This is a genomic window from Catellatospora sp. IY07-71 (assembly GCF_018326265.1).
Taxonomy (GTDB): domain Bacteria; phylum Actinomycetota; class Actinomycetes; order Mycobacteriales; family Micromonosporaceae; genus Catellatospora.
In genome coordinates this window covers 7,235,308-7,248,605 of sequence record NZ_AP023360.1, presented here as the reverse complement: position 1 = coordinate 7,248,605, position 13,298 = coordinate 7,235,308, and the positions used below count along the sequence as shown (strand labels likewise).

Genomic DNA, 13,298 nt, shown 5'->3' with positions numbered 1-13,298 from the left:
GTCTTGACGAAATTTTGACGCTCAGGGTATCCGGATAGGCCCTATCGTTGCCGAGGCTCAACACAAGACTCGGCGAGGGCATCGGAAGGTCATGGGCAACGCGGCACGGCAACAGGTGATCGAGTACGCCATCCCCGCAACCGTGGGGGCCCCAGGACCCGCAGCGAAGCCACCCGGCCGGTTCGCCGGCTGGCTGCTGCAGCACCGCGTCCAGCCGGTCGGTCCCGAGTCCGACGAGAGTCATGCCACGCCGCAGGCCTGGTGGAAGGTGATGTGCCTGACGGGGGTGGACTACTTCTCCACCCTGGCGTATCTGCCGGCGATCGCGGCGACGGCGGCCGGGGCGTTGTCGCCGCTGGCGACCTTGCTGATCGTGGCGTTGACGCTGCTGGGGATGCTGCCGATGTACCGGCGGGTGGCCAAGGAGAGCCCGCACGGGCAGGGTTCGGTGGCGATGCTGGAGGATCTGCTGCCGTTCTGGCGGGGCAAGGTCTTCGTGCTGGTGCTGCTCGGGTTCGTGGCCACGTCGTGGATCATCACGATCACGCTGTCGGCCGCCGACGCGTCGGTGCACCTGCTGGAGAACCCCTTGGCTCCGCACTTCCTGGAGGGCCACGCGGTCGCCATCACGGTGATCCTGCTGCTGATCCTGGGCGGGGTGTTCCTGCTCGGCTTCAGTGAAGCGGTCGGGGTCGCGATCCCGCTGGTGGCGGTGTTTCTCGGGCTGAACGCGGTCATCGTGGTGGCGGGCCTGGTGGAGGTGTTCACCACGCCGGGCGCCTGGTCGGGCTGGACCGGTGCGCTGAGCAGCGGCGGTGGCGGCTTCGGCGGCGTCATGGGTCCCGCGATCCTGGCGTTCCCGCTGCTGGTGCTGGGCCTGTCCGGGTTCGAGACCGGCGTGAGCATGATGCCCCTGGTCAAGGCCGACGGGGCGGACACGCGGCAGCGGCTGGTCGCAAGGATCGGCAACACCCGCAAGCTCCTCACCGTCGCCGCGCTGATCATGTCGGTGTACCTGCTGGCGACGAGCTTCGTCACGACGGTGCTGATCCCGGCGGAGGAGTTCGAGCCGGGTGGGGCGGCCAACGGGCGGGCGCTGGCGTTCCTGGCGCACGAGCACCTGGGCGAGGGCTTCGGCACGGTGTACGACGTCAGCACGATCCTGATCCTGTGGTTCGCGGGTGCGTCGGCGATGGCGGGGCTGGTCAACATCGTGCCGCGGTACCTGCCGTCGTACGGCATGGCGCCGGAGTGGGGCCGGGCGGTGCGGCCGGTGGTGCTGGTCTACACCGTGGTGTGCGTGGGCGTGACGATCGCGTTCGGGGCCGACGTCGAGGCGCAGGCGGGCGCGTACGCCACCGGCATCCTGGCGATGATGGTGTCCGGCAGCGTCGCGGTGACGATCTCGGCGTGGCGGCACCGCCGCCGCAAGGCCACCGCCGGGTTCGCGGTGCTCACCCTGATCCTGCTGTACGCCCTCGGCGAGAACATCCACGAGAAGCCCGACGGGATCGCCATCTCGGCCATGTTCATCGCCGCGATCGTCGTGATCTCACTGATCTCGCGCATCACCCGCACCACCGAGCTGCGCGTCGAGCACATCGAGTTCGACAACCGCGCCCGGCAGTTCGTCACCGACACCCTGGGCCACGACGGTGCCATCAACCTCATCGCCAACCGCCGGCAGTCGGGCGACGTCGCCGAGTACGCGGCCAAGGAGGCCGAGCAGCGCGGCATGAACCCGGTCCCAGGCGGAGCCGACGTGCTGTTCCTGGAGATCGACGTCGTCGACCCGTCGCAGTTCACCAACGTGCTGCACGTCACCGGCGTCCAGGTCGGCAACCACCGCGTGCTGCGCGCGGCCGCGCCCGCCGCCCCCAACGCCATCGCCGCGATCCTGCTCACGCTACGCGACACCACCGGCGTACGCCCGCACTGCTACTTCGAATGGTCCGAGGGCTCGCCGCTGACCCACCTGTTCCGCTACCTGCTGCTCGGCCGCGGCGACACCCCGCCGGTGGTCCGCGAGATCCTGCGCCAGAGCGAACGCGACCCGGCCCGCCGGCCCGGTATCCACGTCGGCGGCTGACATCCGGAGGTGCTGCGGCGCCGCCGCCGGCGGTCTGCGGCCGATCTGCCCTGGGCTAAGTCGCTGACAGCAGATTCCCTTGGTACGCCGCCCCTCGGGCCTGATCGTGGAAGGAACGGCCCGAGAACAGGAGTGCATACATGGGCGTCACCGCCACGCTGGACGACGAACTCAGCATGAGGCTGCTGCACGAGCGGATCATCGTGCTCGGCTCCGACGTCGAGGACGACATCGCCAACCGGATATGCGCTCAGCTGCTGACGCTGTCCGCCGAAGACCCGCGCCGCGACGTCGCGCTGTACCTGAACTCGCGCGGCGGCTCGGTGCTCGCCGGGCTGGCCGTGTACGACATGATGCGGCTCATCCCCAACGATGTGATCACCGTGGCGATGGGGCTGGCGGGGAGCATGGCGCAGTTCCTGCTGTGCGCCGGCACGCCGGGCAAGCGGTTCGCGCTGCCCAGCGCGCAGATCCTGATGCACCAGGGTTCGGCCGGTCTGGGCGGCACCGCTGCCGACGTGGAGATCTACGCCGGGCAGCTGGACCGGATCAGCAACCTGATGAGCACGCTGACCGCCGGTCACACCGGCCGGCCGGTGACCGAGATCGTCGAGGACGGGCAGCGCGATCGCTGGTTCAGCGCGCAGGAGGCGCTCGACTACGGGATGGTCGATCACATCGTCGCGCACGTCGACGACATCCGCCCGCGCGTGGTCAAGCAGCGGATGGGGGTGTGAGCCCATGGGCCAGTACACGATTCCCACCGTCGTCGAGCGGACCTCGCGCGGCGAGCGCGCTTTCGACATCTACTCCCGGCTGCTGTCGGAGCGGATCATCTTCCTGGGCACGGAGATCACCGACGACGTCGCCAACGTGATCATCGCGCAGCTGCTGCACCTGCAGTCGGAGAGCGCCGAGCTGGACATCTCCTTTTACATCAACTCGCGGGGCGGCTCCTACAGCGCGCTGACCGCGATCTACGACACGATGCAGTACGTCCGCCCGGACGTCGCCACGCTGTGCGTCGGGCAGGCGTCCTCGGCGGCGGCCGTGCTGCTGGCCGCGGGGACGGCCGGCAAACGGACGGTGCTCCGGCACGCCAAGGTGGTGCTGCATCAGCCGTCCACGCAGGAGGGCTCCTTCGACGTGGCCCAGGGTACGCTGCCGGACCTGGCCATCCGGGCGCGCGAGGTGTCCCGGGTGCGCGCCGAGATGGACGGCATTCTCAGCCGGCACACGGGTCACCCGGCGGAGAAGATCCGGCACGACCTCGACCGGCACAAGACGTTCAGCGCCGCCGAAGCCGTCGGCTACGGCTTGGCCGATCAGGTCATCTCCACCGTGAAGACGACGCCGGAGAGCTAGGCGGCCAGGGCGTAGGCGTCGCCGGCTCGGCGAGTCGGCGGCGCCGCCACGTCGTACCGTCCCGCGACCGTCCGGTGGGCCGTGAGCGCCGTCGTCGCGGTGTTGTTCGCCGAGATGTGGAAGGCGACGGCGACGAGCAGGTCCGGCAACTCGATGCCCAGCGCGGCGCACAACGCCGCGAGCACCTCGGAGGAGACCTCCTTGAGGCCGCGCTCGACCTCGGACAGGTAGGGCATCGAGATCCGCGCGGTCACCGCGACCTCGGCCAGCGTGCGCCCCTGTTCGAGCCGCAGGCGCCGCAGTGACTCGCCCAGCGCCGAGCGCAGCAGCACCCGACGCGGTGTCGCCTGGGGGTGGGCTCGCTCCGGCGGATTCGACATGGGTCTTTCATAGCAAGACCCGCCGCCGTCCGACAGCCGAGTTCGCTACCGGCAGAGCCGGCCGGTGACCCGATCGGGCCACCGGCCGGCGTGGCAAAGGTCTGTGCACGTTCACAGAATGAAGGCCACAGGGTCGTCAAATAACGTCCTGGGCAGCTGCGAACTGTGAACGTGCACAGCATCAGGACATGTGAGCTCGGGATCGCCTGGGTGAGCGGGCTACCTAGACGGCCATTTTCTGTCCGCCTGGTCGGCGTCTCGACCGGTTCTGATCAGGACTGAACTGCTGTTGTAGGTGAAGAGGGCGATGCGGCGAGGACGTGGCCACCCTTGACAGTCTCATGGCCATCGCTACCTTGATCTGGGAACGTGCACAGTCAAGTCGAGCCCGCGCTCCGAGCAGATCGACCAGGAGGATTCACATGCGCGGTAAGCGCACCATCCGTGCCGCTTCAGGGGTCGTCGTGGCCGCGGCCATGATGTTCGCCGGCACCGTCGTCGGTCCTGCGGCGCCCGCGACGGCGGCAGCCGGAGACGTCACCATCACGCCGGTCGAGAGCGATCTCGCCCGCAAGCCCTGGGTCTCGGCCGCGGCCAGCAGCGGAGCGGCCAAGGCCGCCCGCGCGATCGATGGCGACCGCACCACCGCGTGGGTGGCCTCCCGACAGCGGGCGGGGGAGTGGCTGACCCTCCACCTGGGCGGCACCTACGACAACGTGCGCAAGGTCGAGGTCGTCTTCCCCGACAAAGGCGCCGTCTACCAGTACGTCATCGACGCGTCCTCGGACGGGACCACCTGGGGGACGGTCGTCGACCGCTCCGCGACCTGGGTGCCGGGCCGTGGCGGGGTGCACCTGTTCACCCGTCCCGACACCGCCTACCTGCGCGTCACCATCACCCGCGCCTCGCCGGGCGCGAAGATCGGCGTCAGTGAGATCTCGGCCTTCAACTACCTGCGCGACGACCTGCTCCTGGGCGCCGACCTCTCCTACGCCGATCAGAACACGGCCAGAGACGGCCTGACCTACTACGTCAACGATCCCGCCCAGGCCGTCGACCTGCTGTCCCTGGCCAAGAACTCCGGCATGGAATACGTGCGCCTGCGGGTCTTCAACGACCCGCGCGACGAGCGGAGCCACGAGTACCTCGACCCCGCCTACCAGGGTCCCGAGCGGACCGCGGCGGTCGCGAAGTCGGTCAAGGACAAGGGCATGGGGCTCGGCGTCGACCTCCACTACTCCGACCATTGGGCCGATCCGAGCAAGCAGGCCAAACCGACCGCATGGACCGGCCTGTCCTTCGCGGACCTCACCACGGAGGTCTACGACTACACGCGCGACTACGTCCAGACGCTGGTCGACCAGGGCACGGCGCCCGACAAGGTGGCCGTCGGCAACGAGCTCATCAACGGTTTCCTCTGGGGCAGCGAGAAGCCTCAGCCGTGGTTCGCCGACCCGGCCGACTGGTGCCACAGCTGCTACTTCAACCACGATCCCGCCTTCATCGCGCAGCCCGGCGGCGGCCTGCGGTGGGACTACTTCGGCTCGTCGGATCCGGCCGAGCAGGCCGCGTACGACGCGGCGTGGGACCGGTTCACGACGCTGCAGGCCGCAGGCATCAAGGCCGTCCGCGACGTCTCCGCAGCCAACGGCCTCGACATCAAACTCGAGACCCACGTGATCATCGACAACGGCAGGCTGGACCGGACACTGGAGTTCTGGAACCAGTTCCTCACCCGCCTGAAGGCCAAGGGCCAGGACATCGACGTGATCGCGCACTCCTACTACCCGGAATGGCACGGCACGGCGGAACACTACGAGAGCAGCCTGCACGCGATCGCCGCGGCACACCCGGGATATGAGCTCGAGATCGCCGAAACCTCCCACCCGGCCAACGACTGGGACGGGGTGCCGGTGCCGAACTCGCCGTACCCGAAGACCGCGCAGGGTCAGGCCGACGCGTACCAGCGGGTCTTCCAGATCGCCAACGACCTCCCGGACAACCGCGGCGTCGGAGCGCTCGTCTGGGAGCCGGCCAACTGGCAGGAGATGGTCGACTGGGCCGGCTCCAGCTGGCCCGTCCTGAAGGTCTTCCCGTCGGTCGACGTCTTCCGCAAGAGCGACGCCGAGCAGGTGCGCCAGGACACCGTCTACACCGCGACGCCGGTCCGGCACGCGCCGCGCCTGCCCGCGACGATCGATGTGCTGACGACGGCCGACGGCTCGATCGCGCCCATGGCCGTCACCTGGGACGCGGTCCCGAGCAGCGCCATCAGCGCACCGGGCGAGATCGTGGTGAACGGCACGACCGCGCTCGGACCCGTGACCGCCGTCGTGGATGTGGTCAGACGCCTGGCCCCGCCGATCATCGGGTGCACCAGCTTCGACCGGTCAGAGCCGGCCGGACCGGGGAGGTACGGATCCGACCTCATGCCGGCCACGTTCTGCACCTCGGGGCCGGTCGACTGACGTGCCCGACGGCCACCTCGGCTCCTGCGGCACGCCGTAGGAGCCGAGGTCCGTGCGGGTACGTCGCAGGATTAGCGCAGCCCGCGACCGGGTACGCGAAAGGTCCGCTGGTACAGGCCGCCGCCTGGCAACCAGGCCTTCAAGGTCGCAGCTCGGCGCCCGCACGGTGACGAGCGCCGGGTGTCAGCCGGCCGGCGGGAACGGGTCGTCCTGGTACGTGGACTCGTCCTCGACACGGCCTTCGCCGTCATGGATCACCAGCTGGCTGGGTTTGCTGTCGCGGGCCGTCTGGCGAGCCTGGTTGACAAGATCCTCTTTGCGGTCGTGTGAGGCGACCACCCGCTCGCCCTCACGCAGCTCCCACTTCTGGCCGGCCGGCATCACGCGGTACACGGTGCGCTGCACGATCGTCTCCTTCCATCCGGAATCCCTCCTCTCTCTATCGCCGCGCACCGCCACTTCAAACCGCCGCCGGGAGGTTTGGCGGCAAACGCCGCATTCCAGGGACATGATCATCCGCTGCTCCTGGCCTCCGTGCAGCGACGGATACCGGATACGGTGCGATGATGACGAGCGTCCTCATTGTCGGCAGACGGGTGCTGCGGTATGGGAATGCTGGCGGTGTCCGCAGCCGAGTCGGCGGGGCGGCTGGTGGTGCGGCTCAGCGGTGAATGCGACATGAGCACCAGCGGTAAGCTGGCGACCGCGCTGACGGCCGCGATGGAGTCTGCGCTGCCGATCGAAGTGGACCTCGGCGAGCTGCACTTCCTGGATTCCAGCGGCATCCATGTCCTCGTGACGGCCCACCACAGCGCGCAGGCACGGCGCACCGGCTTGTATGTGACCCACGCGGCGGGGGTCGTCGCGACGGTGCTGGAGCTGACCGGACTCGCCGCGCTGCTGGCCCCACCGTCCCAGGGTCCGGTGATCAGCGATGGACGTGCCCGATAGCACTCACGCCGCCAAAGGGGGCGTGGCGACGTTCGCCGCCGCCACCGACCTCGCCGGGGTGCGGGTCCTCATCCGCGACCGAGCTGTCGCGGCCGGGCTGCCGATCGGGCGGGCCGAGCTGCTGATGCTGGCGGTCAGTGAGCTGATGTCGAACACGCTCGAGCACACCGGCGGCGGGGGCGTGGTGCGGTTGTGGGCCGAGGCAGGCGTGCTGGTGTGTGAGGTGGAGGACCACCAACCGGCGGGATCGCGTCCGGTGAGGCGGGTCATGCCGGCCGCGGACGCGCCGCGCGGACGTGGGCTCGCCCTCGTCGAGCAGGTCTGCGACACGGTGTCCGTGGCACGCGGCGGAGCCGTGGTCCAGCTGCGAATGACCTGCTGACCTCGGCCGTTCTCACGGGAACGGTGCAGGTCAAAGCGCGACCTGAACGGCCAGCAGGCAGGTGTCGTCGTCGGGGCTGGCATCCTTCAGCAGCGTCTGCAGGTGGGCCAGCGCTCTGCCGTCGGGATGAGCGGCAGCGTCGGTCAAGGTGCCGGCGACCTTGCGCAACGCGAGGGCGGTGTCCTGTCCGCGGCGTTCGACGAGGCCGTCGGTGTAGAAGAGAACCACGTCACCGCGGTGCAAGCGGCACACGGTCTCGGGATAGTCGGCGGTCGCGACCGCGCCGAGGATCAGGCCGTCGACCCTGGTCAGCGGCTGGGCCCGGCCTGCGTGGACGTGCAAGGGCAGCGGGTGCCCCGCGCGAGCCCACCGCAGCGTACGGTCGGCCGGCTGGTAGACCGCGATGGCGGCGGTGCCGGTGGTGCCCAGGCGCAGGCAGAGCTGGTTGAGATGGGACAGCAGCCGCCCGGGGCCACCGGCCTCGACCGCGGTCCACCCGACCAGGGCGTAGCGCAGGTGGGCCATCGCGGTGGCGGCGGCGAGGCCGTGGCCGACCACATCTCCGATGGCCAGCAGGACACTCCCGTCCGGCAGGGGCAGCGCGTGGTACCAGTCGCCGCCGACCCGGGCCTTGTCCTCGGCAGGCAGGTACTGCACCCACACCTCGAGACCGGCGAGGGTGAACGGGCCGTCGGGCAGCGGCTGGATGATCTGCTGCAACTGCCCGGCGAGCCGCTGCTCGGCGACGACGGTCAGCTCACGTACCCGCAGCTCCTCCTGCAGTGCTTCGACGTCGCTGCGGGTCGTCTCGCGCGCGGTGACGTCCTGCACCACGCCGTACAGCTTCACCGGCTTGCCGGTGGCGTCGCGGGCCGTGTCGGCGAGCAGCCGCACATGCTTGACCTTCCCGCCCACCCGGATGCGGAACGTCAGGTCCGACACCAGGCCGCTGTCGAGCATCTGCCATGCCGTCTCGCGCAGCGGCTGATCGTCGGCGATGATGTGCGCGGTCTGCTCGGCGCTGCTCATCGGCCCGAGCGAGGGGTCCCGTTCGAAGATCCGGTACATGCCCGGCGACCAGCTGACCTGGCCGGTGAGCAGGTCCGTCTCGCCCCAGCCGAGGTTGCCGAGCAACTCGGTCTGCTCGCGGCGGCGTTCCTGCTCGTCCAGGCGCTGCCACCACACCATCAGCCCACCGCACACCCGGTGCGCCGACACGTCGAACAGCGACGTCGCGATCACTCCGGCTCCGTCGGCGTGATACCGGAAGTCCGGAAGCCGGCGGGGCACCCCGTCGGCGTACACCCGGTGGTACAGCTCCCACAGGGGACCGCCGACCATACGCGGATACAGCACGCTGATGTGCTGGCCCAGCCGCTGGTCGCCGCCGCGGCCGGCGACGTCGTGCGACTGCGCGCCGGCCGCCGCGATCTCGAAATCGGCCACCCGACCATGCTCGTCCAGCACTGGCAGCAGCCAGGTGCAGCCGGCCGGCACACCGGACAGCAGCTCGCGGATCATCGGAAGCGCCGACCGGCCGGCTGCCAGCAGGGCGGCGGGGGTCTGTGCGTCTGCCGGGCCGCCGAGCGGTGTCTGGCGGTCACGGGATCGGGTGTCGCCATTCACGGAACTCAGCGTAGACCGCCACCGGGCACGCGGAAACCGGCTGCCGCCCGTGCGCTGCCGGTTTGTACGTCGGTCACGCCGGGTAGTAGCGGGGATCGCAGCCCCCCCGTCAGGGTGGTGCGCGTGGTTCACGGCGCCCGGCCGTCCCGCGCGGGGCCGGTGCCGCGCTGCAGGAGCAGCCCACCGATGACCAGGAGACCGCCGATTGCCAGGAAGCCCAGATCCCACCACAGCCGGTCGGGCCCCGCGCGTACGTGGTGGATGCCGAGCACATGGTGGTCGACGACTCCTTCGACGAGGTTGAACAGGCCCCAGCCGACCAGGATCCAGCCCCACAGCGCGCGCGAACCCCACATGCGGCCCCGGCCGGTGGACACCCGGTGGTAGAGCAGCCCGAGACCCACGAGCACGGCCAGCCAGGTGAAGGTGTGGAACACGCCGTCCCACACGGTGTTCATCCTCAGTCCCGGCACGGTGTCGGCCGGGTAGTAGGCGACACCGGCGCGATCGGTGTCGGTGCTGGTGAGCATGTGGTGCCACTGCAGCAGCTGGTGCAGGAGGATGCCGTCGAAGAACCCGCCGAGCCCGGCGCCCAGGATGACGCCCGGCAGCCTGATGTCACGGGTAGCCACGACGGCCATACGGGCGGGTACCCGTCGCGAGGCTCCGGAAAACCCCGGGCCAGAGGACGGGGCGGGCCGCGCTGCTACTCAGGCTCCGACGAGTTCCAGCTCCCGTTCGGGCTCCGCGCTCGCCGCCGGCTCACCGGCCTCGACGGGGGAGTCTGCGCGCTGGGCAGCGTCTCGACCGGGCTGCTGATCAGCGGCCAGCCGGTGGGTGAGCTGCTCGCCTTACACGCCGATGTTCGGCAGGAGCCGGTCGAGCCAGGCGGGCAGCCACCAGGCGGCCTTGCCCAGCAGCGACATGACGGCGGGGATGATGGTCATGCGGACCAGGAAGGCGTCGACGGCGACGTCGACGGCCAGGGCGACGCCCAGGGATTTGACGATCGTGTCGTCGGTGAGGACGAATCCGGCGAACACCGAGATCATGATGAGCGCGGCGGCGGTGACCACACGCGCGCCGTGGCGGGTGCCGGTGACGATGGCCTCGTCCGGGGTGGCTCCGTGGACGTACTCCTCGCGGGTGCGGGTGACGAGGAAGACCTCGTAGTCCATGGCGAGGCCGAACAGCACGCCGATGAGGAAGATCGGCATGACGCTGATGATCGGCCCGGTGGATTCGACGCCGAACAGGCGATCACCGGCCCGAGCGGGCCGGTCCGCGACAGCACCAACTCCGCGCGCAGCCCGGCCCGCCGCCACTAGGCATACGCTCGCCGGATGGAGCCGATGGATGTCCCAACCCGACTTGCGGCGTACTTCGACGGCGCGGACACTCGGCCGATCACAGAGGACGCCGCGCGTGACGAAGGCAGACGGCTGCTGACCGGGGCACTGCGCGTGCAGGGCGAGGGTGAGCTAGGCGTCGACGCGGAGGCCCTCGCACTGGCGGCCCTGCTGTTCTGGTGCCGCTGGATCGAGTCGCCCAACGACCACGACGACCCCGACTGCCAGACCGCCTACCGCCTCTACAAGGTGCTGCTCGCCGTCGACCCGGACGCCGAGGTGCCGCCGCAGCTGGCCGGTCCGCTGTCCGATCCGGCAAACGACGAACAGCTCCCGGAACTGCTGCACAACGAGTCCCGAGACCTGATCGACGACAGCCTGCGGCAATTCGACGACATCGCGGTCGACCTCGGCATCGTATTGGGCCGGTGCGCCGTCGCGCTGACCCCGTCCGGCACCCCGGACCACGCCGAGTTCTCATGCAACCTGGGTGCCGGCGTGTTCGCCCGCTACCGTCATCACAGCGATGAGAAGGACCTCGACGAGGCGGTCGCCCTGTTCCGCTCCGCGGCCGGGAGCGGGTTCGGGCAGCCCGCGGAGCAGGCCCGCTACTGGGCCAACCTCGGCGTCGCGCTTCATACGCGGTTCCAGCGCGGTGCGCAGGCAGCGGACCTGGCCGAGTCCGTACATGCACACCGGCGCGCGCTGCGGCACCTGCCACAAGAATCCCGCTACCGTTCGCAGTACGCGGCCGTCCTGCACACGCGGTTCGAGACGGGTGGCCGGCCGCGCGATCTCGACCGGGCGATAGCCCATGCTCAGGATTCCGAGGCTATGGGCAAGACCAACCTCGCGCTGATGCTGCGCCACCGCTTCGAACAACGGGGCTCCATCGACGACCTGCAACTGTCGGTCACCCTGTTGCAGGAGATCCTGGCTTGCACGGGTCCCGGGGAGCCGGACGGCGCGCGCCGCATGTCCGCCCTCGCCAGCTCGCTGAACATGCGGTTCACCGCCCTCGCCGACCTGGCCGACCTGGACGCCGCCGTCGACCTGCACCGGTCGGCGGTGCGAACGGCCCGCGGAAGCGACCCCCAGCGCCTCGCCTATCTCTCCAATCTCGGCCACGCCCTGCACGACCGCTACGACGAACGTGGCGACTACGCCGACCTGAGCGAGGCGATAGCCGCCTACGACGAGGCGGGCAGGCCTGACGATCCGGTGCGGGCCGGCAACCAGGCGAACGTCCTGGCCGCACGATTCGAACACCTCGACGACATCGCCGACCTGGACCGCGCCCTGCAGGCCTACCTCGCGGCCCTCGCCGCGCTCGCCGCGCTCCCGCGCACCCACATCCACCGCGGCAGCCACCTGTCGAACCTGGGCGGCATATGGTTCGAGCGATTCCAGCGCACACAGGACCCGGCCGACCTCGCGGAGTCGATCACCTCCCACCGCGCCGCTGTCCGCTGCACCCCGCCCGGGCACCTCGACCGCTCCAGACGCCAGGTGAACCTCGCCATGGCCGTCGACTCCCGCCATCAGCTCACCGGCGAGCCCGCCGACCTGGATGAGGCGATCGACCTGCACCGCAACGCGTACCGCGGCGCGCCACCCGCCCGGCGCCAGCACCACGGCTCGGGCCTGGCCATCGCCCTGCACCTGCGTTTCCACCTGCGCGGCCGCGAGGCGGACCTGGCCGAATGCATTCGACTGCTACGGGAAGCCGTCGACTGCCGACCTGACCATCCCGACCGCCCGCGCCGCCGTACGCTGCTGGCAAGCGCTCTGGTCACCCGGCACAGCGAGACCTCCGACCCGGCCGCGCTCACCGAGGCCGTCGCCCTGATGCGCGACGCGGTCGCCGCCACCCCGCCCCGGCACGTCGAGCGCATCGGCCGCCAGACCATGCTCGGCAGCACCCTCACCAAGACCGGCGAACCCGCACTGGTCGCCGAGGCAGTCGAGGTCTTACGTGCGGTCGCGGACCTCCCTGACGTCAGCTCGCCGCGCAGCCACCGGCTGCGGACCCTCGGCGACGCCCTCCACGACTGGTGGGAGCTGACCGGGGCGACCCCCGACCTGGTCGCGGCGATCGACGCCTACCGCCGTGCCATCGCCGCGACCGGCACCACCGACCCGGACCAGGCCCTCAACGAGTACGACCTCGCCACCGTGCTCGCCGCCCTCGCGGATGCCACCGGCCGGCCGGAACATCGCCGCGAGGCCGTAGCGGTATACCGCGATGCGGCTCACCACCCGACAGCCGCGGTGTCGATCCGCATCCACGCGGCCGGAGAGTGGGCGGCGCAGGCCCTGGTGCTGGACGAGCCGGGCTCGGCGGCCGAGGCGTTCACCGTCGCGGTCGACCTGCTCCCGCAGCTGGCCTGGACCGGTCTCGACCGTCGCGATCAGGAGAAGGCCCTGACCTCGTGGAACACTCTCGCCTCCGATGCGGCGGCCGCGGCCCTGTCCGCCCAGAGCCCGGACCAGGCCGTCGAACTCGGCGAACGGGGCCGGTCCCTGATGTGGGAGCAGCAGCTGCGGTTGCACCGCGAGGCACACCACCTGGCTGCGCGGCACCCTCGCCTGGCGGCCCGGCTTGACCGCGCGCGGCAGCGGCTGCTCGCCTCGGGACGTTGACCGGCCGCCGCCGCGAGCTCATCCGTCCAGCTCAGCGGGTTCCGT

10 protein-coding genes and 2 pseudogenes are annotated in these 13,298 nt (G+C 70.4%); 7 read left to right on the top strand and 5 right to left on the bottom strand.

The genetic code is table 11. From position 1 onward, the window contains the following. Nucleotides 1-91: 91 nt before the first annotated feature. The 3 genes from CS0771_RS32315 (at nt 92) to CS0771_RS32305 (ending at nt 3,454) form a co-directional block, all read left to right on the top strand. A complete protein-coding gene (locus CS0771_RS32315) occupies nt 92-2,089 on the top strand; it encodes an amino acid transporter (protein WP_244871157.1) in 1,998 nt (665 codons plus the stop codon). A gap of 140 nt (nt 2,090-2,229) precedes the next feature. After that, nucleotides 2,230-2,826, top strand: a complete 597-nt coding sequence (locus CS0771_RS32310) for a ClpP family protease (protein ID WP_212844531.1) — start codon at nt 2,230-2,232, stop codon at nt 2,824-2,826. Between the two features lie 4 nt (nt 2,827-2,830). Continuing rightward, a complete protein-coding gene (locus tag CS0771_RS32305; RefSeq protein WP_212844530.1) occupies nt 2,831-3,454 on the top strand; it encodes a ClpP family protease in 624 nt (207 codons plus the stop codon). Nucleotides 3,455-3,588: 134 nt separating this feature from the next. On the opposite strand, the pseudogene CS0771_RS39130 reads toward CS0771_RS32305, so the two are convergent. Continuing rightward, nucleotides 3,589-3,834: pseudogene (locus CS0771_RS39130) on the bottom strand (helix-turn-helix domain-containing protein); the annotation flags it as partial. A 422-nt stretch (nt 3,835-4,256) separates the two neighbouring features. Here CS0771_RS39130 and CS0771_RS32295 point away from each other — a divergent pair. Further along, entirely contained in the window at nt 4,257-6,302 is a 2,046-nt protein-coding gene (locus tag CS0771_RS32295) for a glycosyl hydrolase 53 family protein (RefSeq protein WP_212844528.1), read from the top strand. Between the two features lie 183 nt (nt 6,303-6,485). Here the strand turns inward: CS0771_RS32295 and CS0771_RS32290 are convergent, their stop codons facing one another. Continuing rightward, a complete protein-coding gene (locus CS0771_RS32290; RefSeq protein WP_212844527.1) occupies nt 6,486-6,818 on the bottom strand; it encodes a DUF2188 domain-containing protein in 333 nt (110 codons plus the stop codon). Nucleotides 6,819-6,908: 90 nt separating this feature from the next. Between CS0771_RS32290 and CS0771_RS32285 the strand changes: the two genes are divergently transcribed. Further along, complete coding sequence (locus CS0771_RS32285) at nt 6,909-7,253, top strand: STAS domain-containing protein (protein WP_212844526.1); 345 nt, start codon at nt 6,909-6,911, stop codon at nt 7,251-7,253. Next, nucleotides 7,237-7,635, top strand: a complete 399-nt coding sequence (locus CS0771_RS32280; protein WP_212844525.1) for an ATP-binding protein — start codon at nt 7,237-7,239, stop codon at nt 7,633-7,635. Before CS0771_RS32285 ends, CS0771_RS32280 begins: the two co-directional genes overlap by 17 nt. Before the next feature lie 30 nt (nt 7,636-7,665). Here CS0771_RS32280 and CS0771_RS32275 read toward each other — a convergent pair whose 3' ends face one another. The 3 genes and pseudogenes from CS0771_RS32275 to CS0771_RS32265 form a co-directional block, all read right to left on the bottom strand. Continuing rightward, nucleotides 7,666-9,261, bottom strand: a complete 1,596-nt coding sequence (locus tag CS0771_RS32275; protein ID WP_244871156.1) for a PP2C family protein-serine/threonine phosphatase — start codon at nt 9,259-9,261, stop codon at nt 7,666-7,668. A 128-nt stretch (nt 9,262-9,389) separates the two neighbouring features. Then, nucleotides 9,390-9,893 (bottom strand): DUF2243 domain-containing protein, encoded by a 504-nt coding sequence (locus CS0771_RS32270; RefSeq protein WP_244871155.1) that lies wholly within the window; start codon nt 9,891-9,893, stop codon nt 9,390-9,392. 78 nt (nt 9,894-9,971) lie between these two features. Beyond that, nucleotides 9,972-10,517 (bottom strand): annotated as a pseudogene (locus CS0771_RS32265) (MMPL family transporter); the annotation flags it as partial. A 96-nt stretch (nt 10,518-10,613) separates the two neighbouring features. Between CS0771_RS32265 and CS0771_RS32260 the strand changes: the two are divergent. Next, on the top strand, nt 10,614-13,253 hold the full coding sequence (locus tag CS0771_RS32260) for a hypothetical protein (RefSeq protein WP_212844523.1): 2,640 nt from the start codon (nt 10,614-10,616) through the stop codon (nt 13,251-13,253). The last annotated feature ends 45 nt before the right edge of the window (nt 13,254-13,298 follow it).

Excerpts from the sequence above, each read along its gene's own strand:
- CS0771_RS32290 (WP_212844527.1), bottom strand. The coding sequence starts at position 6,818 with ATGATCATGTCCCTGGAATGCGGCGTTTGCCGCCAAACCTCCCGGCGG.
- CS0771_RS32280 (WP_212844525.1), top strand. The coding sequence starts at position 7,237 with ATGGACGTGCCCGATAGCACTCACGCCGCCAAAGGGGGCGTGGCGACG.
- CS0771_RS32295 (WP_212844528.1), top strand. The coding sequence starts at position 4,257 with ATGCGCGGTAAGCGCACCATCCGTGCCGCTTCAGGGGTCGTCGTGGCC.
- CS0771_RS32305 (WP_212844530.1), top strand. The coding sequence starts at position 2,831 with ATGGGCCAGTACACGATTCCCACCGTCGTCGAGCGGACCTCGCGCGGC.
- CS0771_RS32315 (WP_244871157.1), top strand. The coding sequence starts at position 92 with ATGGGCAACGCGGCACGGCAACAGGTGATCGAGTACGCCATCCCCGCA.
- CS0771_RS32285 (WP_212844526.1), top strand. The coding sequence starts at position 6,909 with ATGGGAATGCTGGCGGTGTCCGCAGCCGAGTCGGCGGGGCGGCTGGTG.
- CS0771_RS32310 (WP_212844531.1), top strand. The coding sequence starts at position 2,230 with ATGGGCGTCACCGCCACGCTGGACGACGAACTCAGCATGAGGCTGCTG.
- CS0771_RS32260 (WP_212844523.1), top strand. The coding sequence starts at position 10,614 with ATGGATGTCCCAACCCGACTTGCGGCGTACTTCGACGGCGCGGACACT.